The organism is Stella humosa, from assembly GCF_006738645.1.
In the GTDB taxonomy this organism is placed as follows: domain Bacteria; phylum Pseudomonadota; class Alphaproteobacteria; order ATCC43930; family Allostellaceae; genus Allostella; species Allostella humosa.
This window is the reverse complement of record NZ_AP019700.1, coordinates 5,533,870-5,558,621: the sequence shown is the minus strand read 5'-3', so window position 1 is coordinate 5,558,621 and position 24,752 is coordinate 5,533,870. Positions and strand designations below refer to the sequence as shown.

25 protein-coding genes are annotated in these 24,752 nt (G+C 70.4%); 17 read left to right on the top strand and 8 right to left on the bottom strand.

The genetic code is table 11. The features are described from left to right. Positions 1–8 precede the first annotated feature (8 nt). The 3 genes from STVA_RS26160 (at position 9) to STVA_RS26150 (ending at position 1,911) form a co-directional block, all read left to right on the top strand. Positions 9–755, top strand: coding sequence for a TIGR02186 family protein (locus tag STVA_RS26160; RefSeq protein WP_245978339.1), 747 nt, complete (start codon positions 9–11; stop codon positions 753–755). A 39-nt stretch (positions 756–794) separates the two neighbouring features. Further along, positions 795–1,256: a universal stress protein gene (locus tag STVA_RS26155; RefSeq protein ID WP_123691319.1), complete on the top strand. Its 462-nt coding sequence runs from the start codon at positions 795–797 to the stop codon at positions 1,254–1,256. A 100-nt stretch (positions 1,257–1,356) separates the two neighbouring features. Beyond that, entirely contained in the window at positions 1,357–1,911 is a 555-nt protein-coding gene (locus STVA_RS26150; protein WP_123690549.1) for a NifU family protein, read from the top strand. Between the two features lie 17 nt (positions 1,912–1,928). On the opposite strand, the gene ddpX is transcribed toward STVA_RS26150, so the two are convergent. Further along, a complete protein-coding gene (gene ddpX / locus STVA_RS26145) occupies positions 1,929–2,477 on the bottom strand; it encodes a D-alanyl-D-alanine dipeptidase (RefSeq protein ID WP_123690551.1) in 549 nt (182 codons plus the stop codon). A 60-nt stretch (positions 2,478–2,537) separates the two neighbouring features. On the opposite strand from ddpX, the gene tsaB reads away from it, so the two are divergent. From tsaB to STVA_RS26080, 14 genes are all read left to right on the top strand, one after another. After that, a complete protein-coding gene (gene tsaB / locus STVA_RS26140; RefSeq protein ID WP_123690552.1) occupies positions 2,538–3,212 on the top strand; it encodes a tRNA (adenosine(37)-N6)-threonylcarbamoyltransferase complex dimerization subunit type 1 TsaB in 675 nt (224 codons plus the stop codon). Continuing rightward, positions 3,209–3,745 (top strand): GNAT family N-acetyltransferase, encoded by a 537-nt coding sequence (locus tag STVA_RS26135; RefSeq protein ID WP_123690554.1) that lies wholly within the window; start codon positions 3,209–3,211, stop codon positions 3,743–3,745. Before tsaB ends, STVA_RS26135 begins: the two co-directional genes overlap by 4 nt. A 74-nt stretch (positions 3,746–3,819) precedes the next feature. Then, the gene (locus tag STVA_RS26130; protein ID WP_476692417.1) at positions 3,820–4,206 is read left to right on the top strand and encodes a Fur family transcriptional regulator; all 387 of its coding nucleotides are present in this window, start codon (positions 3,820–3,822) and stop codon (positions 4,204–4,206) included. 119 nt (positions 4,207–4,325) lie between these two features. Further along, positions 4,326–5,084: a GNAT family N-acetyltransferase gene (locus STVA_RS26125; protein ID WP_246782861.1), complete on the top strand. Its 759-nt coding sequence runs from the start codon at positions 4,326–4,328 to the stop codon at positions 5,082–5,084. A gap of 5 nt (positions 5,085–5,089) precedes the next feature. Further along, a complete protein-coding gene (locus STVA_RS26120) occupies positions 5,090–5,935 on the top strand; it encodes a lysophospholipid acyltransferase family protein (protein ID WP_123690560.1) in 846 nt (281 codons plus the stop codon). A 163-nt stretch (positions 5,936–6,098) separates the two neighbouring features. Next, on the top strand, positions 6,099–7,517 hold the full coding sequence (miaB, locus tag STVA_RS26115; RefSeq protein WP_170216511.1) for a tRNA (N6-isopentenyl adenosine(37)-C2)-methylthiotransferase MiaB: 1,419 nt from the start codon (positions 6,099–6,101) through the stop codon (positions 7,515–7,517). Further along, positions 7,514–8,521: a PhoH family protein gene (locus tag STVA_RS26110; RefSeq protein ID WP_123690562.1), complete on the top strand. Its 1,008-nt coding sequence runs from the start codon at positions 7,514–7,516 to the stop codon at positions 8,519–8,521. The genes miaB and STVA_RS26110 overlap by 4 nt, the downstream gene beginning before the upstream one ends. Positions 8,522–8,539: 18 nt before the next feature. Further along, entirely contained in the window at positions 8,540–9,004 is a 465-nt protein-coding gene (gene ybeY / locus STVA_RS26105) for an rRNA maturation RNase YbeY (RefSeq protein WP_123690564.1), read from the top strand. Positions 9,005–9,069: 65 nt separating this feature from the next. Beyond that, positions 9,070–9,912, top strand: coding sequence for a hemolysin family protein (locus STVA_RS26100; RefSeq protein WP_246782846.1), 843 nt, complete (start codon positions 9,070–9,072; stop codon positions 9,910–9,912). Continuing rightward, positions 9,909–11,486, top strand: a complete 1,578-nt coding sequence (gene lnt / locus STVA_RS26095) for an apolipoprotein N-acyltransferase (RefSeq protein ID WP_123690568.1) — start codon at positions 9,909–9,911, stop codon at positions 11,484–11,486. Before STVA_RS26100 ends, lnt begins: the two co-directional genes overlap by 4 nt. Before the next feature lie 86 nt (positions 11,487–11,572). Continuing rightward, complete coding sequence (locus STVA_RS26090; RefSeq protein WP_123690570.1) at positions 11,573–12,046, top strand: helix-turn-helix domain-containing protein; 474 nt, start codon at positions 11,573–11,575, stop codon at positions 12,044–12,046. A 74-nt stretch (positions 12,047–12,120) separates the two neighbouring features. After that, positions 12,121–13,290 (top strand): methionine adenosyltransferase, encoded by a 1,170-nt coding sequence (gene metK / locus STVA_RS26085; protein ID WP_123690572.1) that lies wholly within the window; start codon positions 12,121–12,123, stop codon positions 13,288–13,290. After that, the gene (locus tag STVA_RS27830) at positions 13,287–13,442 is read left to right on the top strand and encodes a hypothetical protein (protein WP_170216512.1); all 156 of its coding nucleotides are present in this window, start codon (positions 13,287–13,289) and stop codon (positions 13,440–13,442) included. The genes metK and STVA_RS27830 overlap by 4 nt, the downstream gene beginning before the upstream one ends. Positions 13,443–13,598: 156 nt before the next feature. Beyond that, on the top strand, positions 13,599–14,684 hold the full coding sequence (locus STVA_RS26080) for an MbnP family copper-binding protein (RefSeq protein WP_123690574.1): 1,086 nt from the start codon (positions 13,599–13,601) through the stop codon (positions 14,682–14,684). Positions 14,685–14,736: 52 nt separating this feature from the next. On the opposite strand, the gene mutL is transcribed toward STVA_RS26080, so the two are convergent. The 7 genes from mutL to ileS form a co-directional block, all read right to left on the bottom strand. After that, positions 14,737–16,536 (bottom strand): DNA mismatch repair endonuclease MutL, encoded by a 1,800-nt coding sequence (gene mutL, locus STVA_RS26075; RefSeq protein WP_123690576.1) that lies wholly within the window; start codon positions 16,534–16,536, stop codon positions 14,737–14,739. 7 nt (positions 16,537–16,543) lie between these two features. Further along, entirely contained in the window at positions 16,544–17,842 is a 1,299-nt protein-coding gene (locus tag STVA_RS26070; protein ID WP_123690578.1) for a glucose-6-phosphate isomerase, read from the bottom strand. A gap of 35 nt (positions 17,843–17,877) precedes the next feature. Then, positions 17,878–19,260 (bottom strand): M16 family metallopeptidase, encoded by a 1,383-nt coding sequence (locus tag STVA_RS26065; protein WP_123690580.1) that lies wholly within the window; start codon positions 19,258–19,260, stop codon positions 17,878–17,880. Between the two features lie 14 nt (positions 19,261–19,274). Further along, on the bottom strand, positions 19,275–20,654 hold the full coding sequence (locus STVA_RS26060; RefSeq protein ID WP_123690582.1) for a M16 family metallopeptidase: 1,380 nt from the start codon (positions 20,652–20,654) through the stop codon (positions 19,275–19,277). Between the two features lie 131 nt (positions 20,655–20,785). Then, the gene (locus tag STVA_RS26055; protein ID WP_179955425.1) at positions 20,786–21,379 is read right to left on the bottom strand and encodes a DUF3035 domain-containing protein; all 594 of its coding nucleotides are present in this window, start codon (positions 21,377–21,379) and stop codon (positions 20,786–20,788) included. 7 nt (positions 21,380–21,386) lie between these two features. After that, positions 21,387–21,878 (bottom strand): signal peptidase II, encoded by a 492-nt coding sequence (gene lspA / locus STVA_RS26050; protein ID WP_123690584.1) that lies wholly within the window; start codon positions 21,876–21,878, stop codon positions 21,387–21,389. Further along, entirely contained in the window at positions 21,875–24,739 is a 2,865-nt protein-coding gene (ileS, locus tag STVA_RS26045) for an isoleucine--tRNA ligase (RefSeq protein ID WP_123690586.1), read from the bottom strand. Before ileS ends, lspA begins: the two co-directional genes overlap by 4 nt. Positions 24,740–24,752 lie beyond the last annotated feature (13 nt).

Genomic DNA, 24,752 nt, shown 5'->3' with positions numbered 1-24,752 from the left:
GCATCCCCTTGCCGGCGCGCCTCGCCCTTCTCCTGTTCGCGGCCCTGATGCTGGCCCTGGCGCCACGGCCGGCCGCCGCCGATCCGCTGACGGCCGATGTTTCCAGTCATCTGATCGCCATCACCACCGGCTTCACCGGCAGCGACGTCGTGCTGTTCGGGGCGACCGATGGCCCGGGCGACGTCGTGGTGCTCGTGCGCGGGCCCGAGGGGCTGGCCACCGTCCGCCGCAAGGGGCGGGTGGCCGGTTTCTGGATGAACGTCCAGAGCGTGCGGTTCGAGCGCGTGCCGGCCTACTACGCGATCGCCACCACGCGGGATATCGAGACCTTCACCTCCCCGACGCTGCGCCTGCGCGAGCAGTTCGGCACCAGCGCCCTGCGCTTCGATGCCCGCCGGGAGCGCTCGCCCGAGACGATCGAGCTGTTCCGCGACGCGCTCGTGCGCAGCAAGACCGACGAAGGACTGTTCGTCACCGAGGCGGGCCAGGTGCGTTTCCTGGGCGAACGGCTGTTCCGGACCAACATCCGCTTTCCGGCGAACGTGCCGACGGGCACCTACACGGTCGACGTCTTCCTGGTGCGCGACGGCGAGGTGGTGGCGGCCCAGGCGACGCCGCTCGTCGTCAGCAAGATCGGCGTCGGCGCCGATATGGCCGACATCGCCCACCGCTATGCCGCCATCTACGGCATCATTGCCGTGCTGGTAGCCGGAATGGCAGGATGGCTCGCGGGGATCATCTTCCGCCGGAACTGAAGTTCCTTGACCGTCGTGCAGACCGAGGCTCCGTCCGCCATGCCGCGTATCTTCCTGGTCGTCGTCGACGAAAGCGACGAGTTGAAGGTGGCGCTGCGCTATGCCTGCCGCCGCGCCCGGCGGACGGGCGGGCGCGTAGCCCTCCTCTACGTCATCGACACGGATGACGACGGCCAGTGGATGGGCGTCAAGGAACTGATGCGCGAGGAGAAGCGGGCCGAGGCCGAGGCGCTCCTGATGAAGGTCGCGGCCGAGGTCGAACCGATGGCCGGCTCCCTGCCGGTCGTCTACATCCGCGAGGGCCGGCGGCGCGAGGCGCTGCTGGAACTGATCGACGAGGACCCGTCGATCTCGATCCTGGTGCTGGCAGCATCGACCTCCCCCGATGGGCCGGGCCCGCTGATCAGCTACCTGGCCGGCAAATACTCGCACCGCCTGAAGGTGCCCGTCACGATCGTACCGGGATCGCTGACCGACGCGCAGATCGCGGCGCTGGCCTGAGCGCACGCCAAGACCCTCCTCCAAGGATGGTTGATCGGCCGGGCCCGACCGCCCAGATTGGGGGTAGTTCCATTCGCCCCTGCCGCCCGGGAGCACGCCCATGTTCATCCAGACCGAAACCACCCCCAACCCGGCCACGCTGAAGTTCCTGCCGGGCCGCGAAGTGATGGCGTCCGGCACCGCCGACTTTGCCGATCGCACCACCGCCGGCCGCTCTCCCCTGGCCCAGCGCCTGTTCGATGTCGACGGCGTTTCCGGCGTGTTCCTCGGCAGCGACTTCGTCACCGTGACCAAGACCGCGGAGAAGGACTGGTACGTGCTGAAGCCCGCCATCCTCGGCATGGTGATGGAACACTTCACCTCGGGCCGGCCGACCATCCTCCCCGAGGCGGCCGGCGATGTCGTGGCCGATGCCGGCGAGGACAGCGAAGTGGTGGCGCAGATCAAGGAACTGCTGGAAACCAGGGTGCGGCCCGCCGTCGCCCAGGATGGCGGCGACATCGTCTTCCACGGCTTCGAGGACGGGGTCGTCTACCTGCACATGCAGGGCTCGTGCGCCGGCTGCCCCAGCTCCACCGCCACGCTGAAGAGCGGCATCGAGAACATGCTGCGCCACTATGTGCCCGAGGTGCAGGAGGTCCGCGCGATCATGTGATCGCGCGGGTTCGCCCGCTACATGAGCGGTGGTGCCATCGCGCCGTCGGCGATCAGCGGATAGCGCTTGGCGTCGAAAAGCTGATAGTGCCACCACTCCTTGCTGTAGTTGTCCCAGCCGGCCGCCGTCATCAGACCCAGCAGCAGCAGCCGGTTGCGCTGCGCTTCCGGCGAGACGTCGGTGCGGGCATGGTGCGACTGGTCGACGACGGCGTCGAACCCGGTGCCCATCTCCAGCGCCCGCCCGTTGCCGTCCACCAGGGTCAGGTCGATGGCGATGCCGCGGGAATGGGGCGAGCCGCGGCGCGGGTCAGCCACGAAGGTCGGGTCGGGGCAGGCCTCCCACAGGCGCCATTGCGCCTCGGGCGGGCGATAGGCGTCGAATATCTGCAGGCCGAGGCCCAGGGCCTGCGCCAGTCGGGCGGCATGGGCCAGCTTGGCGGCCGCTTCCACCTGCAGCAGGCAGATCGGGTTGAGATAGATCGGCCGGCCGGACAGGTTGTCCGGCGTACCATAGGCGAGGGTCACGATGATGCCGCTCTGCTGGGCATCCACGGGTACGAGCATGGGTCATCCGCTGTCGTGCGTTGGCGTCGGCTTGGCTAGCATCGAACGGCATGGCAGGCTATGGGCCTGACTCTGCTGGCGATCGATTCTGCCGGGGGGGCCGGCTCGGCCGCCGTCTGGCGGGATGGGGCCGTCCTGGCCGCGCGGCGGCTGGTGACCGATCGCGGCCACGCCGCCCATCTGGCACCCCTGGTCCGGTCGGTCCTGGCCGATGCCGGAACCGCGGCCGCCGAATTAGACGCGGTGGTGGCGACGGTTGGTCCCGGCAGCTTCACGGGCCTGCGCGTCGGCCTGGCTCTCGCCCAGGGCATCGCCATCGCGGCAGCCATCCCCGCCTGGGGCATCTCGAGCTTCGACGTGCACGCACGGGCGGCCGGCGGCGCCCGCCCCCTGCTGCTGGCCATCGACAGCCGGCGGGAGGAGGTCTTCGTCCGGATCCTGACAAAGGAGGGCGCGGGCGAGCCCTTCGTGGCCACCCCGTCCGGCATCGCCGCCCGTCTGTCCGGCTGGGGGGCGGCAGCCCCGATCGCCGTCGCCGGCGACGCGGCCCGCCTGGTCGCCGCGGCCTTGTCCGCATCCGGCGTGCCCGCGATCGTCGTCCATGACGGCCCCGCGGATGCCGCCGTGCTGGCGGCCGCGGCCGCGGCCATGCTTGCGGCGGGCCAGCCGCTGCTGCCGCCGCGCCCGGTCTATCTGCGCCCGCCCGACGTCAGCCTGCCGCCGGCCGCGGCATGACGGCGCTGCCGCCCGGCCGAATCGAAGCGATCGGTCCTGGCGACGGCGAATGGCTGGCGCTGCTGCACGCGGCCTGCTTTCCAGCCGAGCCATGGCCGGCCGATGCCTGGGACGGCCTGCTGGCCCAGCCGGGCGTGGTGGGGGCGGCACTGGTCGCGGGCGACCGCCCGATCGGCCTGGCGCTCTGGCGGTCCGTCGTCGACGAGGCGGAGATCCTGACCATCGGCGTCGACCCCGCCCATCGCCGGCGGGCGGCGGGACGGATGCTGCTCGACCACCTGCTGGCCGTGCTGCCGGACGGGGTGGACAGGGTCCATCTCGAAGTGGCGGAGGACAACGCGGCGGCGGTGGCACTCTATGCCGCGGCCGGCTTCCGGCAGGTCGGCATCCGGCCCGGCTACTATCGCCGGCCGCGGGGCCCTGCGGTCACTGCCTTGCTGTTCACTCGCGTTCGCGCTAATGGTTTGGTTGGTATTGCTGATTCCGATTACCGACCCGGCTACCATGGTCGTGCAACCCGTAAGCGGGTATAATGATGGACCGACCGAACACGGAGAGCCAGGTGCCCTCGCGTATCGAACGCCTTTGCATGGACAAGGGCCTGAAAATGACCGAGCAGCGGCGCATCATCGCGCAGGTGCTGTCGGATTCCAGCGACCACCCGGACGTCGAATCGGTTCATCGCCGTGCGACCGAAATAGACCCGCGCATTTCGATCGCCACCGTCTATCGCACCGTGCGGCTCTTCGAAGAGGCCGACATCCTCAATCGCCATGATTTCGGCGATGGGCGTGCGCGCTACGAGGAGACGCCGGACGAGCACCACGACCACCTGATCGATGTCGAAAGCGGCCGAGTGATCGAATTCCACAATTCCGAGATCGAGGCGCTCCAGGAACGCATCGCCGCCAGCCTGGGCTTCAAGCTGGTGGGCCACCGGCTGGAGCTGTACGGCGTTCCGCTGGACCGGCCGGATCGCGCCAAGAAGCCCTGATCCGGATCGCGATGTCAGCCGAAACAAACTCTGCCTGCTCCCCCGAGGAGGGCCAGTCCGGCGATTCGGCGTCCGGGCCGCAATGGGGGGCGGACGGATTGTCGATCCGCTCCGGCACCATGGAAGTTCGGCTGGCGCGCAACGAGGCCGATATCGATGCCTCGCAGGCGCTGCGCTACCGGGTCTTCTATGAAGAGATGGCGGCCCGCCCGACGCCCGAGATGGCCCGGCTGGCGCGCGACTTCGACGATTTCGACCCGCTCTGCGACCATCTGCTGGTCATCGACCATTCGCGCGGCGAAGGCGCATCCTCGGTCGTCGGTACCTATCGCCTGATCCGGCGCGAGGCGGCCCGTCGCCATGGCGGCTTCTACACGGCCGCCGAGTACGACATCTCGCAGCTGGAGGCCCTGCCGGAAGACATCCTGGAGCTCGGGCGCTCCTGCGTCGATGTCGGCTATCGCACCCGGCCGACCATGCAGCTCCTGTGGCGCGGCATCGCCGAATATGTCTTCCGCCACCGCATCGCCCTGATGTTCGGCTGTGCCAGCCTGCCCGGCACCGATCCGTCGGCGCTGGCGGTGCCGCTTTCCTATCTCTACCACCACCATCTGGCCCCGCCCCACCTGCGCCCGCGCGCGGTGGCCGACCGCTATGTCGACATGCGCATGCTGCCGGCCGACACGATCGAGCCGCTGCGCGCGCTGGCCGATTTGCCGCCGCTGGTGAAGGGCTATCTCCGGCTGGGCGGCTTCGTCGGCGACGGGGCGGTGGTGGACGAGCAGTTCAACACCACCGACATCTGCATCGTGGTGAAGACCGATCTCGTCACGGACAAGTACTACAAGCATTACGAGCGTCGGTCGCGGGAAGGGTGAGGGGCATGGGATCCTCCCTGCTCGCGGCCTGGCGGCTGACATTCTACTTCTCGTTCACCCTTGCGCTGATGCCGGTGCAGTGGGTCCTGGTCACGCTGCGGGCCCGCCGCGCGGCCACCGCGCTGCCGCTGATCTACCACCGGATCTGCCTGCATATCCTCGGCATGCGCGTCGAGCGGCATGGAGAGCGGTCGCGCGCGCAGCCGACGCTCTACATCATCAATCATTGCTCCTACCTGGACATCGGCGTGCTGGGTTCGCTGATCGGCGGCAGTTTCGTGGCCAAGGCCGAAGTCGCCGGCTGGCCGCTGTTCGGCTGGCTCGCCCGCCTGCAGCGGACGGTCTTCGTCAACCGGCAGCGCCGGACCGACACCGCCGGCCAGCGCAACGAGATCGCCCGGCGGCTGGAGATCGGCGACAGCCTGATCCTCTTCCCCGAGGGCACCAGCAGCGACGGCAACCGCGTCCTGCCCTTCAAGACAGCTCTCTTCAGCGCGGCCGAGCAGCGCATCGACGGCCGGCCCGTCACGGTGCAGCCCGTCACCATCGCCTATGTCCGGCTCGACGGCATTCCGCTCGGGCACGGGCTGCGCCCGTTCTATGCCTGGTATGGCGACATGGAGCTGGGCCTGCATCTGTGGAAACTGGCCGGCCTGGGCGACTGCACGGTGTCGGTCGAGTTTCACGCGCCCGTGACGATCGACGATTTCGGCTCGCGCAAGGCGCTCGCCGCCCATTGCCGGCAGGTCATCGTCGCGGGGATGGACCGGGCGCTGGCCGGCCGCTGGCTGTCCATCGCCCGCCGGCCAGCCCCGCCGCCCGCCGATGCCGGCCATGTGGCGGCGGCCTGATCGCGGCCTTGCCGGCGATCGCGGCGCGACAGCCCCTTGCGATTCCGTCATCCAGGCGTCACTTGACAGCGTTCCGGCCGGTGATAGGGTCCGTGCGACCCCGAATCCATGATGATCCGCCCGCCAGGGGGCGTGTGACTTGCGCGAACGGGGCCTTACGGCATTGACCAAGAAACTCCATCTCAAAACCTACGGCTGCCAGATGAACGTCTACGACTCCGCCCGCATGGCGGATGTCCTGGCGCCGCTCGGCTATGCCCTGACGGATGTGGCGGACGAGGCCGACCTCGTCATTCTCAACACCTGCCATATCCGCGAGAAGGCCGGCGAGAAGGTCTATTCCGAGCTGGGTCGCCTGCGCCCGCTCAAGGTCCAGCGCCGCGCCGAAGGCGGCGACCTGCTGCTGGCGGTGGCCGGCTGCGTCGCTCAGGCCGAAGGGGCGGAGGTCGTGCGCCGCGCACCCCATGTCGACATCGTCGTCGGCCCGCAATCCTACCACCAGCTCCCGGAATTGATCGCGCGGGCGACGCGCGCGGCTGCCCCCGGCGGCCCGGCACCTGGCCGGGGCATCGTCGCCACGGACTTCCCGGTCGAATCCAAGTTCGATTCGCTGCCGCAGCAGAGCGAGCCGCAGGACGTGTCGGTATTCCTGGCGGTGCAGGAGGGCTGCGACAAATTCTGCACCTTCTGCGTCGTGCCCTACACCCGCGGTGCGGAATACTCGCGCCCGGCGGCCGACATCCTGGCCGAGGCCCGGCGCCTGGTGACGCTGGGCGCGCGCGAGATCACCCTGCTCGGCCAGAACGTCAATGCCTGGCATGGCGCCGGCGGCAGCGGCGGCGAATGGGGCCTTGGTCGGCTGATACGGGCCCTGGCAGAGGTCGATGGCCTTCGCCGCATCCGCTACACGACCTCGCACCCGCGCGACATGGACGACGACCTGATCGCCGCCCATGCCGACGTGCCGCAGCTCATGCCGTTCCTGCACCTGCCGGTGCAGTCGGGCTCCGACCGGCTGCTGGCGCGGATGAACCGCCGCCACACCGCCGACGACTATCGCCGCATCGTCGACCGCCTGCGCGCCACCCGGCCCGACATCGCGCTCTCTTCGGATTTCATCGTCGGCTACCCGGGCGAGAGCGACGCGGACTTCGCCCAGACCATGGACCTGATCGCCGCGACGGGTTTCGCCCAGGCCTTCTCGTTCAAGTACAGCCCGCGGCCCGGGACTCCTGCCGCGTCCGAGCCGGTCCAGGTCGACGAGGCCGTGAAGGCCGGCCGGCTGGCCGCGCTGCAGGATCTGCTGCGGACCCAGCAGGACGCCTTCAATCGCGCCACGGTCGGCCGGCGGGTGCCCGTGCTGTTCGAGAAGCGTGGCCGCCATCCAGGCCAGCTCGTCGGCCGGACGCCCTGGCTGCAGTCGGTGCATGTCGACGGCGCGGAACGGCTGATCGGCTGCGAGCTGGCGGTCGACATCGAGGCCGCCGGCACGAACAGCCTGGCCGGCCGCATCGTTACGGGCGAGACCACTGGCCTGGGTGCGGTTGCCATGGGCGCAGCGGGCATGGGTGCGGCGGCATGAGCAGCCTGCCGGCCACCGCGACCCCGATCCACCTCGAGTTTCCGGACAATGCCCTCCTGGCGCTGCTCTATGGCGAGCATGACGCGCATCTGGGCCGCATCGAGAAGGCGCTCGGCGTGCGCATCGTCTCGCGCGGCAACCAGCTCGTCGTGACCGGCGAGCCGGCGGCGGTCGGTGCCGCGCGCTCGGCGCTGGAGGCACTCTACCGCCGGCTGGAGAAGGGCATGGCGGTCGAGGCGGGCGAGGTCGACGCGGCCATTCGCCTCGGCATCGACGCGGCCCCCGGCGGCGGGCAGAGCCTGTGGTCGGACGAACTGACGATCCGCACGCGCAAGCGGGCGATCTCGCCGCGCTCGCCCATGCAGGCGGAATACATCCGCGCGCTGCGCACCCATTCCCTGGTCTTCGGCCTGGGCCCGGCCGGCACCGGCAAGACCTATCTCGCCGTCGCCTGTGCCGTCGACCGGCTGATCGCGGGCGAGGTCGACCGCATCATCCTGTCGCGGCCGGCGGTGGAGGCAGGCGAACGGCTGGGCTTCCTGCCGGGCGACCTGCGCGAGAAGGTGGACCCCTACCTGCGACCGCTTTACGACGCCCTGCACGACATGCTGCCGAGCGATCAGATCGCCAAGCGCATGGCCTCGGGCGAGATCGAGGTGGCGCCGCTCGCCTTCATGCGGGGGCGCACGCTCGCCAACGCCTTCGTCATCCTGGACGAGGCGCAGAACACCACGCCCAGCCAGATGAAGATGTTCCTGACCCGGCTCGGCGCCGACGCGCGGATGGCGGTCACGGGCGACCTGTCGCAGATCGACCTGCCTTCGGGCACCCTGTCCGGCCTGACCGATGCGATCGAGACGCTGGCCGATGTCGAGGGCATCGGCTTCGCGCGTTTCACCGACGCCGATGTCGTCCGCCACCCGCTGGTGGCCCGCATCGTGCGGGCCTACGACGCGCGCCCGGCCCGGCCCCCCGCTGCCGGGACCGGCCGCTACCCGCGCTAGAGACCCGACCGCACGACCATGCCCCTCCGGATCGGCATCCGCATCGACCATCGGCCCTGGCGCGACGCCGTGGCAGACCCCCGCGGCCTGGTTCGCCGCGCCGTCCGCGCCGCGCTGGCGGTCGCCCCGGTGCCGCCCGCAGGCAGCCCGGAGATGGCCGTGCTACTGGCCGACGACACCCTGCTGCGCCAGTTGAACAACGACTATCGCGGCCTGGACAAGCCGACCAACGTGCTGTCCTTCACGGCCGGCGACCCGCTGCTGTTGGGCGATGTCGCGATCGCCTACGAGACGACGGCGGCGGAGGCGGCGGCAGCCGGCAAGCCGCTGGCCGATCATTTGTCCCACCTGGTCGTCCACGGCACCCTGCACCTGCTGGGCTACGACCACGAAACCACGGAGGATGCGGCAGAAATGGAGCCGCTGGAGGTCCGGGCACTTGCGGCCCTCGGTATCGCCGATCCTTACCAGGAGGCGGCGTGACCATGAGCGAAAGCGACGGACGACCTAGTAGCGGGCCGGGGGCCCAGCGCCCGCGCCTGCGACGGTTGCGCGACTGGTGGCGTGGCAAGCGCGCGACCCAGTCGGACAACGGCCTCGGCCCTTCGATCGCCGAGCTGATCGAGGAGCGGTCCCAGGAAGACGGGCCGGTCGACGCCCATGAGCGCACGCTGATCGCCAACGTGCTGCGCCTGCGCGACGAGACGGCCCGCGACGTGGCCGTGCCCCGGGCGGACATCGTCGCGATCGAGGCCGGCACCAGCTTCGCCACCCTGGTCCGCCGGTTCGCCGAGGAGCAGCATTCGCGCCTGCCGGTCTATCGCGGCACCCTCGACGAGGTGATCGGCATGGTCCATGTGAAGGACGTGCTGGGCTTCCTCGACGCCGGCAAATCCCCCCGCATCGAGAATTTCGTCCGCCGCGTCCTGTTCGTGGCGCCCTCCACGCGCGTGCTCGACCTGCTGCAGCAGATGCGGCTGTCACGCATCCACATGGCGCTGGTCGTCGACGAGTTCGGCGGCATCGACGGCCTGGTCACCATCGAGGACCTGGTCGAGGAGATCGTTGGCGAGATCGACGACGAGCATGACGTCGTCACCACGCCGCCGGAGATCGTCGAGCGGCCGGACGGCAGCTTCCTCGTCGACGGCCGCGCCTCGCCGTTCGATGTCGAGGCGCGCACCGGCGTGCCGCTCGGCGAAGCGGCCGAGGAAGAGGACGTGGACACCATCGGCGGCCTGGTCGCCAGCTTCGCCGGCCGCGTGCCGGCGCGCGGCGAGGTCGTGCGCCACGAATCGGGGGCGGAGTTCGAGATCCTCGATGCCGACCCGCGGCGCATCCGGCGGCTGCGCGTGCGCCGCGCCGCGGCGCCGGAGATCATCGCCAAGTGACGCCGTCGAGCGCGGCTTCCGGCCCGGCGCGCCTGGCAGCCGGCGTTTCCGGCGTGGCCGGATGGCGCCGCTGGGGGCTCGCCTTCCTGCTCGGGGCGGCGGGCGCGCTGGCCCTGCCGCCACTTTACCTGCTGCCGGCGCTGTTCGTCGCCTTCACGGGGCTCATCTGGCAACTGGACGGTGCCGCACGCGCCCGTACCGCATTCGCGCTCGGCTGGTGGTTTGGGTTCGGCTATTTCACGGTCGGCCTCTACTGGATCGCAGCCGCGCTCTTCATCGACATCGCCAGCTTCTGGTGGCTGCTGCCCTTCACCGTGACCGGGTTGCCGGCCCTGCTGGCCGCGCTGACCGGGGCAGCCGCCCTGGCCGCCTGGGCGACGCGGGCGACTGGCCTCGGCCGGGTTCTGGCGCTTGCCGCCGCCTGGTCGATCGCCGAATGGATCCGCACCTGGTTTCTGTCGGGCTTCCCCTGGAACCTGATCGGCCAGGTCTGGGGCTTCAGCGACGCCACGTTCCAGGCCGCCTCCCTGGTGGGCGTGCTGGGCCTGGGGCTGGTGGCCGTGCTGGCCGCAGGCGCGCCGGCGGCCCTGGCCGGAAGCGGCAGCTCTCGTTGGGCGCCGCTGGCGGTGTCGGCCGGCCTGGTGGCAATTGTTGCGGTTTTCGGCTTCGTGCGGTTGTCGGGGGCAACGGACGCGACGGTTCCCGATGTCCGCCTGCGGCTGGTGCAGGCCTCTATCCCGCAGACCCTGAAATGGAACCCCGCCGCGCGCGAGGGCATCCTCCGCCGGCACATCGACCTGTCGCAGGGGCCGGGCTTCGAGCGGGTGACCCACGTCGTCTGGCCGGAGACGGCCGGCCCGTCCTTCCTCGACCGCGACCCGCAGCGCCGGGCCCCGCTGGCCGCGGCTGCCCCGCCAGCCGGTCTGCTGCTGACCGGCACGAACCGCACCACGCCCACGCCGACCGACCCGCCGATGGTGTGGAACGCCATGCAGGCGATCGACCCCCAGGGTGCGATCGTCGGCAGCTACGACAAGGCCCATCTGGTGCCGTTCGGCGAGTACCTGCCGCTGCGCGCCATCCTCGGCCGGCTCGGCATGGGCAAGGTGACGGCCGGCAGCATAGATTTCTCGGCCGGGCCCGGCCCGCGCACGCTGGACTTGCCGGGCCTGCCCCCGGTCGGTCCGCTCATCTGCTACGAAGTCATCTTTCCCAGCCGGGTCGTCGACCCGACCCGACGTCCCGAATGGCTGCTGAACCTGACCAATGACGGCTGGTACGGCCGCACCGCCGGGCCATTCCAGCATCTGGAGATCGCGCGCGCCCGCGCCGTGGAAGAAGGCCTGCCGCTGGTCCGCTCGGCCAATAACGGCATATCGGCGGTATTCGATGCCTACGGGCGGGAACAGGCCCGCCTGGCGCTGGATGCGGCGGGCGTTCTCGACGCGGCACTGCCGCGGCCGATAGCCGCACCATTCTATGCTCGCATAGGACTGGCGGTCCCTGTTCTGCTGGCGCTGCTGTGCTGGGGCTTGGCTTTCGTCACACGGCGCCGGCGAACATTGCACAGTTGACATGATGCGCCCGTTGACGCGGGCGTACGGTACTTTACATACCCACACCATTAAGTTGTCCCGCCCACTCGCGTCAGGTTCTAGAAATGGTTGAATCGTCCCGCGGCCCCCAGAAGGGCTCCACCCGTGCCAAGGCGGATGCGCCCGACCCCATCGACGTTCATGTCGGCCAGCGCGTCCGCAAGCGCCGCATCGAGCTGGGCATGAGCCAGGAGAAACTGGGCGCGGCCCTGGGGCTGACCTTCCAGCAGGTGCAGAAGTACGAGCGCGGTGCCAACCGCATCGGCGCCAGCCGACTCTTCGACCTGTCGCGCGTGCTGGAAGTGCCGATCGCCTATTTCTTCGAGGAGATGGCCGATACCGCGCTGGGCCCGACGTCCCGCGCCCGTCGCGGCCTGTCGGCCTCGACCGCGACCGCCTATGAGCCAGACCCGCTGGCCAAGCGCGAGACCATGGATCTGGTGCGCGCCTACTATCGCATCCCGGACAACGGCGTCCGCAAGCGCCTCTTCGAACTGACGAAGTCCCTGGCGGTCGCCGACCAGACTCCGCCGATCTGACCGAAACCGCTTGACGGAACCGGCGGCGGCCGGCACGAAGTTCCACTGTCCTTCCCCAAGACGAGGCGTCGCCCGTGCCCCGCGGTTCCTATCTGTTCACCAGCGAATCGGTCGCCGAAGGTCACCCCGACAAGGTCTGTGACCGGATCTCCGACGCCATCGTCGATCTCTTTCTCGGCCATGATCCGCAGGCGCGGGTGGCGGTCGAGACGTTGGCGACGACCAACCACATCGTCCTGGCGGGCGAGGTGCGCGGACCGTCCTCGATCACGCCCGACATGCTCGAAGCCACGGCCCGCCACGCGGTCAAGGATATCGGCTACGAGCAGGAAGGCTTCCACTGGCAGAACGCCAAGGTGGACGTTCTCGTCCATGCCCAGTCGGCCGACATTGCCGTCGGCGTCGATGCCGCCGGCAACAAGGACGAGGGCGCCGGCGACCAGGGCATCATGTTCGGCTACGCTTGCCGCGAGACCGAAAGCCTGATGCCGGCGCCGATCCACTACGCGCATGCCATCCTGCGTTCCCTCGCCGAAGCCCGGCACTCCGGTGCCGCCCCCGGCCTCGGGCCGGATGCCAAGAGCCAGGTCACCCTGCTCTATGAGAACGGCCGGCCGGTGCGCGCGACCTCCATCGTCGTGTCCACCCAGCATGCCGAGAATCTCGACCAGGCCGAGGTGCGCGAGATCGTCCGCCCGCACGTCCTGAACTGCCTGCCCAAGGGCTGGATGTGCGGCGAGGACGAGTTCTACGTGAACCCGACCGGCCGCTTCGTCATCGGCGGTCCCGATGGCGACTGCGGACTGACCGGCCGCAAGATCATCGTCGACACCTATGGGGGCGCGGCACCCCACGGCGGCGGCGCCTTCTCGGGCAAGGATCCGACCAAGGTGGACCGCTCGGCCGCCTATGCCGCGCGCTACCTGGCCAAGAACGTCGTCGCGGCCGGCCTGGCCGATCGCTGCGCAATCCAGCTATCCTACGCCATCGGCGTGTCGAAGCCGCTGTCGGTCTATGTCGACACCTACGGCACCGGCGTCGAGAACGAGGAGAAGCTGGCGGCGATCCTGCCCTCGATCGTCGACCTTTCCCCCCGGGGCATCCGCGAGCGCCTGTCGCTGAACCGGCCGATCTACGCGCGCACGGCGGCCTATGGTCATTTCGGCCGCGCGCCGGATGCCGATGGCGGCTTCTCGTGGGAGCGACTGGACCTCGTCGATTCGATCAAGCAGGCGCTGTCGTGAACGCGACCATGCGCGGGGTGTTGCTGATGCTGGCGTCGGTGGCGCTGCTTGCCACCGCTGCGTGCGCGCCGCGCTTCGACATGGTCGGCGAAGAGGCGACGTCCGACCCGGTCGCCGTCAAGCGGACCGGGCAGGAACGGCGGGCGCAGTAGCGCCCGCCCCGTCTGCCGGCGTGGCCCGCGGGCCACGCCATTGCCAAGTCCGGGCTGTGTTGGAACCAACCGCCCGCTCCATCGTTACCGCAGCCGAATTCGCAAAGCCGCCACGGTGGCGCCCCGCGGCTTCCATCGGCGACGCTGGAGACAATCATGGCCCGTACCCTTCCGCTGCTGGCGATCAGCGGCCTGACGCTCCTGGCGGCCTGCCAGACGCCCCCGCCCACGGGTGACCTCACGGGCGAGGCAGCGGTCCGCCTCGATCCCGCGACGCAGCAGGCGCGCTGGCGCACGCCGGGCAATGTGCCGGCCTCTTCTGGTGTTCCCAGCGACGGCATCCACACCATCCGCTTCGCCGGCACCGTCGGGGATGCCGGCTTCCAGTGCGGGGCTGCCTACGGTGGGATCGGGGTTACCGGCTCCACCATCCTGCCGGCCGACTTCCGCTTCTACGTCTCCGAGGTCGCCCTGATCGACGATTCCGGTCGCGCGGTGCCGATGAACCTCGTGCAGGACGGTCGCTGGCAGTACCAGAACGTGGCCCTGCTCGATTTCGAGGATGGCAGCGGTCCCTGCGCCGGCGGCACCGCCGACACGCGCCAGACGGTCACCGGCGCACTGCCGCCGGGCCGCTATCGCGGCTTGACCTTCGTGCTGGGTGTGCCACCGCAGCTCAATGTCGGATCCCCGGCGCTGGCCGCCTCGCCGCTGAACAATCCCGACCTGGCCTGGCCGGCCCCTGGCGGCTTCCGCTTCCTCAAGGTCGACATGGCGACGACCGGCCTGCCACTGGGCCCCTACCGGGCGCCCATCGCGGGCGCCTTCGCGCCGGCACCGCTGCCCTACCCGCCCGCCTATGGCCAGCCGGTCTATGTCCAGCCTGGTTACGTCCAGCCGGGCGTGGTCGTGGTCGCACCCTATGGTTTCCCGGTCCATATCGGCGGCGCCGACTGCGCGGCCTATCCGCCCGGCCCTTACAGTCCGCCCGGATGCGGCTTTCCGACCCGCATGCGCGTGACGTTCCCGGACTTCGATACCGGCAGCAACGTGGTGATCGCCGACCTGCGGGCGCTGCTCGCGTCTTCCAACGTCGATGTGAACACGCCGGGGACGCCGGCCGGCTGCCAGTCGACCGCCGGCGATCCGGATTGCTTTGGCTTGGCCTCGCGCCTTGGCCTGACCACGCCCGGGGCCTATGCCCCGCCGCAATCCTTCTTCCGGCCTGGCTTCGTTCAGTAGGCCTGACGTCCCGGAGGCCTGACATCCCGGCGGCCCGTCGCCGCCGGGACCGTCATCGGCGCCCGAACAGTTTCTCGATATCGGCGCGCTTCAATTCGACATAGGTCGGCCGGCCGTGGTTGCACTGGCCGCTGTTGGGCGTGACTTCCATCTGGCGCAGCAGGGCGTTCATCTCGTCGGCCGACAGCCGTCGCCCGGCGCGCACGCTGCCATGGCAGGCGAGCGTGCCCGAAACCGCATCGAGGCGCTCCTTCAGCGAGAAGGCCTGGCCCAGCTCGGCCAACTCATCGGCCAGGTCGCGCACCAGGGCCGGCACGTCGGTGTCGCCCAGCATCGCCGGGATCTCGCGCACCACGACGGCACCCGGGCCGAATGCCTCCAGCACCAGCCCCAGTTCGGCCAGTTCGCCCGCCCGCGCGACCAGCCGGTCGATCGCGGCCGGCTCCATCTCGACCACCTCCGGCAACAGCAGCGATTGCCGCTTGATGCCGCTGGCGGCGAGGGCCGCCTTCATGCGCTCGTGCACCAGCCGCTCGTGGGCGGCGTGCTGGTCGACCAGCACCAGCCCGTCGGGCGTCTCGGCCACGATGTAGGTGTTGAAAAGCTGGCCGCGCGCGGCACCCAGCGGCTGCGCCATCGCATCGGCTGCGCCTTCGGTGGCCGGCACCGGTGCCGCCGGTGGCAGATCGAGGGCCAGGCGCGGCGAGGGCGCCTGGAATGCCGCCAGCTGTTGCGCCAGCCCGGGATTGATCCAGCCGCCACCGCCGGTCGGTGGGGCGAACCCGGTGCCGGCACCCATCGGCCGGAAGGCACCCAGCGCAGCCTCGGCCACGCTGGTGCTGGCCCGATGGCCGGCGGCCGCCAGCGCATGGCGCAGCGCGCCCACGACCAGCCCCCGCACCAGCCCGGTGTCGCGGAACCGGACCTCCGTCTTGGCCGGGTGGACGTTCACGTCGACCAGGTCCGCCGGCATGTCGAGGAAGAGGGCGACGGCCGGGTGGCGGTCGCGCGCCAGCACGTCGGCATAGGCCCCGCGCACCGCGCCGAACAGCAGCCGGTCGCGCACCGGCCGGCCGTTGACGAACAGGTACTGCTCGGCCGCGGTCGCCCGGTGATAGGTCGGCAGGCCGGCAAACCCCGACAGCCGCATGCCCTCGCGCTCGGCCGCGACCGCCAGCGCATTCTCCCGAAACGTCTGGCCCAGCACCTGTCCCAGGCGGGCCAGGCGCCCGGCTTCGCCTTCGGTCGTCGCCTCGGCGGCGTAGCGCAGCAGCGTCCGGCCGTCCTCCGTGACGGTGAAGGCGACGGCGGGATGGGCCATGGCCAGGCGCCGCACCGCATCCACGACATGGTCGCGCTCGGCCCGGATCGACTTCAGGAATTTCAGCCGCGCCGGGGTGGCATAGAAGAGGTCGCGGACCTCGACCCGGGTCCCCGGCGGGTGGGCGGCCGGGCGCGGCGCACCCTTGGCACCCCCCTCGACCTGGATGATCCAGGCGCTGTCGGCGCCGGCCGGCCGGCTGGTGATCGACAGGCGGGCAACGGCGCCGATCGACGGCAGCGCCTCGCCGCGGAATCCCAGCGTCGCCACCTGCTCCAGGTCGTCGCCCGGCAGCTTGGAGGTGGCGTGGCGCTCGACGGCCAGCTCCAGGTCGTCCGGCGCCATGCCGCAGCCATCGTCGGCGACGACGATCAGCGACTGGCCACCATCGGCCAGGGTGACCGCGACCTGACGCGCGCCGGCGTCCAGCGCGTTCTCGACCAGTTCCTTGACCGCGGCTGCCGGCCGCTCGACCACCTCGCCCGCGGCGATGCGGTTGACGACGACCGAGGGCAGCAGGCGGATGGCCATGCCGGCGTCAGGATTCCGCGAGGTAGGCGCGGGCCAGCTTCTTGCCTTCTTCGACCGCCGGCTGGTCGAAGGCGTCGATGCCCAGCAGTTGGGCGGCGAAGATCGTCTCCAGCATGAAATGCATGAAGAGCGCGCCCATCGACTTTTCGTCCAGCCGTTCCAGCCGGAAGATGCGGGTCGGCCGGCCGTTGCGCACCAGCGTCTCGCCCGTCGCGCGCTGCTCGGCGTCCAGCAGGTCGCCCATGCGGCGGCCCTTCAGGTATCCCAGGGCCGGGTCGCGGGCGAAGGCGGCCGCCGCCTTGTCGCCCTTGCCGGCGACGGCAAGGGTAATGAGGGTGAAGATCTTGTCGGCCGGGCCGGCGAGATAGAGCTGGAGCTGGCTGTGCTGGTCGACGGTGCCCATGGCCCGGATCGGCGTCGTCCCCTTGCCGTCCTTGCCCAGGCTCTCGGCCCAGAGCTGGCGGAACCACATGCCGAAATGGGCCAGCCGGTCGAGATAGGGCATCAGCACGGTCGTCGCCCGGCCGGCCTCGGCATGGGCGAGGTTCAGTGCCGCGCCCCGCAGCGGGGCACAGTCGGCCGGCGTCTCGGCCGCCAGCGCGGCATCGAGCACGCTCTTGGCGCCGGCCCGCACCTTCCCCGCATCGAGGCCGGCGATCAGCGCCGGCAGCAGCCCCACCAGGGACAGGACCGAGAAGCGGCCGCCGACACCTGGATCATGGTCGAGGATGGTGGCGCCAAGGCGGGTGCCGAGGCGGCGCAGGGGATTGTCCGCCGGCTCGGTCACGACCACCAGCCGATCGGCCACCCCGGTCCGCTCGACGGCCTTCTCCAGGCGCGGCAGCAGGGTCAGCAGCTGCATCAGCGTCTCGGCCGTGCCGCCCGACTTGGAGATGGCCAAGATGCGGGTGCGGGTGAAGTCGATGCGGTCGGCCAGTGCCGCGAAGGTGGCAGGGTCGATGTTGTCGAGGAAATGGATCCGCGGGATGCCCTTGGGCGGCCCGAAGCCTTGGTCGGCCAGGGCATAGAGGGTCTGCCCGCCCAGGCTCGACCCGCCGGTGCCCAGCACCAGCACGTCGCTGGTCTTCTTGCGCATGCGGGCGGCCAGCTTTTCCAGCGCCTCCAGGTCGTCGCGACGGCCGGGCAGCGCCAGCAGCGGCAGCGTGCCTTCGTCGCGCATCGCACGGACGCGGACCAGGGCCGCTTTGGCGTCGGCGAGGCGACCGGCCAGGGCCTTGGGGTCGACGCCGGACGGGCCGACACGATCGGTCAGCAAGGTGGAATCGTCGATCGAGAATGGGATCATCGTTGGTCCGTCCGGGCGGGTTGTCTGCGACAGGCCTACAACGCGCCAGGTGGCGCGCGCGTGGCCTGAAGGCTCTCCGGCTCGCCGACGACGACGAACAGCAGCCGCACCGGATCGAAAATGCGGGCGGCGGCGCGCTTGGCGTCAGCCAGTGTCACGCGGCGGAAGCGGTCGGCCCGCGTCTCGAGATAGTCGATGCCCAGCCCGTCGCGTTGCAGGCTGACCAGGAAGCCGGCGATGCGGATGGTCGAGTCGAGATTGAGGGCAAACGAGTCGATGACCGACCCCTTGGCGTTGTCCAGCTCGGCTTCGGTCGGGCCTTCGCTGCCCATCCGGCCCAGCTCCTGCCGGATCAGTTCGATCGAGCGCGCGACGGCACCGTTGGCAGTGGCGACGTTGCCCTGCACGAAGCCGGTGGCGTCCAGCGTGCCGAGGCCCGTGCCGACGGAATAGGCCAGGCCCGCCTTCTCGCGCACCTCGCGCATCAGCCGGGCGCTGAAGCCGCCGCCGCCCAGGATGTAGTTGACGAGGTGGGCCGCCTCGAAGTCGGGGTCGTCGCGCTTCAGGCCGGGGGCGCCGAAGGTGACGACGCTCTGGCTCTGCTTGCGCTGCACGATCAGCACATCGCCGCCCCCGCCCGCGACAACGGGCGGCACGGGCGAAAGCGCGGGCTTGGCGGGCAGCCGGCCCAGCAGCGCATCCAGCATTGGTGCCAGGGTGGCAGCGTCAATATCGCCGACGACGCCGATCTTGACCCCCTCGCGGGCGATCTGGTCGCGCCAGACGCCCCGCAGATCGTCGGCGGTCAGCGCCGGGACGGAGGCTTCCGTTCCGTCGCCGTCGCGGCCATAGGGATGGCCGGCAAACGCCACCCGCCACCACAGGTCGCGGGCGATCTCGCCCGGCGAGGTGGCGGCGCGCGCCAGGTCGGAAAGCTGGCGCTCCTTGGCCCGCTTCAGCGCGTCCTCGTCGAAGCGCGGTTGCAGCAGGGCCAGTCGCAGCAGGCCCAGCGCATCGTCGCGATAGCGGCTCAGCGTGCGAAAGGACAGATTCATCGAATCGCGGCTGGCAGAGACCGAAAGGCTGGTCGACAGATCCTCGAGCTTGGCGCGAAAGGCCTCTGCGTCGAGGTCGCCCGCCCCTTCGGTCATCACCTGGGCCGCAAGGTCGGCCGCACCCTCCTTGCCCGGCTTGTCCTGCGCGGTGCCGCCGGGAAACGACATGGACACGGCCAGGAGCGGCAGCGACCGGTCGGTCAGCAGCCAGGCCTCGATGCCCCCTGGGCTGACCACCCGCTCGATGGCAGCCGGCCTGGCCGATGCAGAATTTGCCGGCGCCTGTGCGGCCGCCGGCGCGGCGACCGCTGCCGGAATCAGGATCAGCAGGGCTGTGACGAGGCGGCGGGGAAAGGGCGGCATGGCGGCGTTTCCCCTCACGAACCCTGCGCCCGCTTGGGCAGCAGGATGCTGGTGGCGAGATTTTCGGAGCGGAAGACGTGGCGGGCGGCCGCGGCGATCTCGGCCGCGGTCACCGCGCCGACGCGCTCGGGCCAGGCGTCGACCTCTTCCAGCGGCAATCCGATCGCGAGCGCGCTGCCGACGATGCGGGCCGGGCCGGACAGGCTGTCGCGGGCATAGACGGCCGAATCCTGGACCCGGCGGATGGCGCGGGCCAGCTCTGCCTCGGTCACGCCATCCTTCAGGATGCGGGCGACCTCGGCCGCCATGGCGGCTTCCACGGCGGCGACCGGCACGTCCTGGCGCGGGGTGGCGAAGATGTTGAAGGTGGCGGGGCCGCGCTGGTTGCTGTCGTAGCTCGTGCTGGCCGATACCGCCAGCGAGCCCTCCAGGACCAGCGCCCGGTTCAGCCGGCTGGAAACGCCGCTGCCCATGATGGTGGCCAGCACCTCCAGCGGATAGGCGTGCCGGGTATCGCCGGTGAACAGGCTGGGGGCGATGTAGGCCAGGTTCACATAGGGTTGGCGCACCCGCTCGCTCGCCATCTCGATGCGGGTCTCGGCGACGCGGGCCGGTTCCTGCACTACCGTGCGCGGCGGCAGCGGCCGGGCGGCGATACGGCCATAGGTGCGCTCGGCCATCGGCCTGGCCTCGGCCATCGTCACCCGCCCGCCGACCACGACGATGGCGTTGTTGGGGGCGTACCAGCGCTCGTAGAAGGCGCGCGCGTCGGCATGGCCGAGCTGGCGGATCTCCTGCTCCCAGCCGATCACCGGCAGCCGGTAGGGATGGTTGAGATAGAGGGCGGCCCGGGTCTGCTCGCGCAGTTGCGCGGACGGGCTGTTGTCGGTGCGCGAGAAGCGTTCCTCCAGCACCACGCGGCGCTCCGATTCGACCTGTGCCTCGGTGAAGGCGAGGTTGGCCATGCGGTCGGCCTCCATCTCCATCGCCAGCGGCAGCTTGTCGGCGGGCAGCATCTGGTAGTAGCCGGTGAAATCGTAGCTGGTGAAGGCATTGTCGCGCCCGCCATTGCTGGCGATCACGCGCGAGAAGGTGGCGTCGGGCACGGTCGGCGTGCCCTTGAACATCAGGTGTTCCAGGAAATGGGCGATGCCGGACTTGCCCCAGGGCTCGTCGATCGAGCCCACCTTGTAGAAGACGTAGTGGGCGACCGCCGGCATCTGCGGGTTCGAGACGACGACCAGCGTCAGCCCGTTGTCGAGGACCACCGCCTCGGGCGACAGGCGGCCTTCATTGGCCGCCGCGGCGGGGCCGGCCAGCACGGCCAGCAGGCCGATCGCGGCCACTGTCTGGCCGAGCGCATGGGCGACGACCGACCGGATCCGACGTTTCATCCCGTTTCCTTTCGCGCCGATCGGCGCCATGTCCAATCGACGATCCGGCACAGGACGGATCCTGGCGCACGCACCCATCGGCGGAAACCTGCCGCCCGGATCGGCGGGTCCGAGTCGGTAGGCGGCCTCGCTCAGAGAATGCCCTCGAACAGGCCGCGCCGACGGCGGCGGATGACCGCCGTCTCGCCCTCGGTGACCGGCCGGCCGAGCGCCTGGTTCTCGCGCAGGCGCTGGGCCTCGCGCTGCGGGTCGACGACGACGCCGGCTTCGGGCGCGCTGCGCCAGAAGGCCAGCCGCTCGACCACGCCGCGCTCCGGCTGCTCGGCACCGACACCTTCCTTGGTCAGGACCTCGCGGATATTGGGGTCGGCCCGGTCGGCGCCGGCCTGGCGCAGCAGGACCGACTCGCCGGCACTGGCGCCAGCCGGCAACTCACGCGTCGGTGCCGCCGCAGAAGGTTCGATGCGGAACACGGTCTGCTTGGCGCGGTCGACGACAGTCGCCTCCTGCGGCCGGGCGGCCCCAGGCTGCGGCGGTCGCAGCGCGTAGTCCGGCGGCAGGCTGAGTGGCGGCCGGGCGACGATGCGGAACTCGTCCGGCGTCTGCTTGTCCAGCCCCATCTGCTGGCGGAGGTTGCCGCAGGCGCCCATTGCCAGGGCCACCATGGCCAGGATGCCCACGCGCGTGACGCCGGAGATCCCGTAGCACTTCGCTTGCTCGCTCATGGCCGACCTATGTATGCCCTTCCCGCCGGCTGAACAACCCGTCGAGCAACAACGCGGCGACCCCGACGAATATGCCGGAGTCGGCGACGTTGAACGCCGGCCAGTGATAGCCCAACGCATGGAAATCGAGGAAATCGAACACCGCGCCGAAGCGGACGCGGTCCACCACATTGCCGATGGCGCCGCCGATGACGCAGCCCAGCCCCAGCGCCACCAGGCCGACCCGGGTGCGGAACAGCCATACCGCCAGGACCACCGACACCGCCACCGCCAGCCCCGACAAGGCCCAGCGGACCATGTCGTCATGGCCGGCGAACAGGCCGAAGCTGACCCCGCGGTTCCACACCACCACGAGGTTGAAGAAGTCGGTCACCGGCACGAAGCGGCCGCGCCCGAGCGGCCCCTGCACCGCCAGATAGTCCAGCATCCACTCTTTGCTGACCTGGTCGGCGGCAAAGACCACGGCCGCCGCCACCAAGCCCAGGACGGCGCGGCTCATGCGGCTTCGCTGGTCAGGCCGGGCACCGCCTCGGCGCAGCGCACGCAAAGGTCCTCATGCCGGGCGACCTGGCCTACCTCCGGCAGGATGCGCCAGCAGCGCTGGCACTTCTGGCCGTCGGCCAGGCGCGGCACCACCGCCACCCCCGGCACGTCGTCGAGCCGGAAGGCATTCTCGAGCGCCTCTCCCTCGACGACGGTCAGCGCGGCCGAAGACGTGATCGCGATCTCCGCCAGCGACAGCCCCGCGAAGGCTGCCGCCTGCGCCGGCGTCACCGCGACGACGGGCGATGCCTGCAGGCTGGCGCCGATGCGGCGTTGCGCCCGCTCCAGCTCCAGCGCGCCGGTGACGACGCGACGCACCTCGCGCACCGTCTGCCACTTGGCGGCCAGCGCCTCGTCCAGCCAGGAAGCTGGGATGTCGGGGAAGAGGCGCAGATGCACGCTGGTTTCCGGTGCATCGCCATGGCGGGCGAGCCAGGCTTCCTCGGCGGTGAAGCAGAGGATGGGTGCCAGCCAGGCCGTCAGGCAGTCGAAGATCTGGTCCATGACGGTGCGGCAGGCGCGCCGGCGCAGCGCATCGGGCGCGTCGCAGTAGAGCGCGTCCTTGCGGATGTCGAAGTAGAAGGCCGACAGGTCGACCGCACAGAAATTGTGCAGGGCGGTAAAGATGGCATGGAACTCGAAGTCGGCACAGGCCTGCCGCACCGTGCGGTCGGTCTCGGCCAGCCGGTGCAGCACCCAGCGCTCCAGCTCCGGCATGTCGGCCGCGGCCACCTTCTCGGCTGGATCGAAGCCGTCGAGCGCCCCCAGCAGGTAGCGCAGCGTGTTGCGCAGCCGGCGATACATCTCCGACTGGTGCTTCAGGATCTCCTTGCCGATCCGCAGGTCTTCGGAATAGTCGGCGCTGACCACCCACAGGCGCAGGATGTCGGCGCCGTACTCGTCGATCACCGTCTGCGGGGCCGTCACGTTGCCCAGCGACTTTGACATCTTGCGGCCCTGCTCGTCCATGACGAAGCCATGGGTCAGCACGGCGTCGTAGGGTGCGCGCCCGCGGGTGCCGCAGGATTCCAGCAGCGAGGAATGGAACCAGCCGCGATGCTGGTCCGAGCCTTCCAGGTAGAGCGATGCCGGCCAGGCCAGCTCCGGCCGCTGCTCCAGGACGAAGCTGTGGGTGGAGCCGGAGTCGAACCACACGTCGACCACGTCCTTCACCTGCTCGTAGTCGGCCGGGTCGCGACCGGGGCCGAGGAAGCGTTCGGGCGGGCTGGTGTACCAGGCGTCGGCCCCCTCGGATTCGAAGGCGGCGGCGATGCGGTCGACCACATCCTGGTCGCGCAGCAGCTCGCCCGTCTTCTTCTCGACGAAGATGGCGATGGGCACGCCCCAGGCGCGCTGGCGCGAGATGCACCAGTCCGGCCGGGTCTCGATCATGCTGCGCAGGCGGTTCTGGCCCTGCGGCGGCACGAAGCGGGTGTCGTCGATCGCCGCCAAGGCGGTGTCCCGCAGCCCGTTGGTGGTCATCGAGATGAACCATTGGGGCGTGTTGCGGAAGATGAGCGGCGCCTTCGAACGCCAGGAGTGGGGATAGGAATGCAGCAGCGTGCCGCGGCCCAGCAGCGCGCCCACCTCCGTCATCACCGCGATGACGGCCTCGTCGGCATCGCCCTTCTTGCCATAGGGGGTCAGCACCCGCCGGCCCGCGAACAGCGGCACATGGGGGAAGTAGCTGCCGTCCTCGGACACGGTCTGGGGCGCGGTGATGCCGTGCGCCAGCGCCAGTTCGTAGTCGTCGGCGCCATGGCCGGGGGCCATGTGGACCAGCCCGGTGCCCTGATCGGTGGTGACGAAGTCGCCCGCCAGCAGTGCCACCGGGAAGTCGTAGCCACCGTCGGCGCCGGGATGGCCCGCCAGCGGGTGGCGGCAGACGGTGCCCGCCAGGTCGACGCCGGACAGGCTGGCTGCGACGCGATGGCCGGCGATGCCGGTGGCGGCCGCCACCGCCGGCACCAGCGCCTCGGCCAGCAGCATCCGTTCGCCCACGCGCGCCAGGCTGCCCTCGGCCGCCTCGGTCACCTCGACCACGACGTAGGGGATGTCGGCGCCATAGGCGATGGCCCGGTTGCCGGGCATGGTCCAGGGCGTCGTCGTCCAGATGACCATGGAAACGCCGTCCAGCTCCGGCCGCGACGCGGTGGCGACGGGGAAGCGCAGATAGACGGTGTTCGAGGTGTGGTCGTGGTACTCGACCTCGGCCTCGGCCAGCGCGGTCTTTTCGACCACGGACCACATCACTGGCTTCGAGCCACGGAACAGCCCGCCATTCATCAGGAAGCGGCCGATCTCACGGACGATCTGCGCCTCGGCCGGGTAGGCCATGGTGGTGTAGGGCCGGTCCCAGTCGCCCTCGACGCCCAGGCGGCGGAATTCGGCCTTCTGCACGCCGATCCAGTGGTCGGCGAACTCGCGGCACTCGCGACGGAACTCGTCGATCGGCACGGCGTCCTTGTCGCGGCCGGCGGCGCGGTACTTCTCCTCGATCTTCCACTCGATCGGCAGGCCGTGGCAGTCCCAGCCCGGGACATAGTTGGCGTCGCGGCCCAGCATCTGCTGCGAGCGGTTGATGACGTCCTTCAGGATCTTGTTGAGGGCGTGGCCGATATGCAGGTTGCCGTTGGCATAGGGCGGGCCGTCATGGAGGATGAACTTCTCCCGCCCCGCCGCCGTCTGGCGCAGGCGCGCGAAAAGATCGTTCTCGGCCCAGCGGGCCAGCAGCTTCGGCTCCATCGCCGGCAGGCCGGCCCGCATGGGGAAATCGGTCTGCGGCAGGAAGACGGTCGCCTTGTAGTCCTTCGCCATCGGGTCCTCTGGT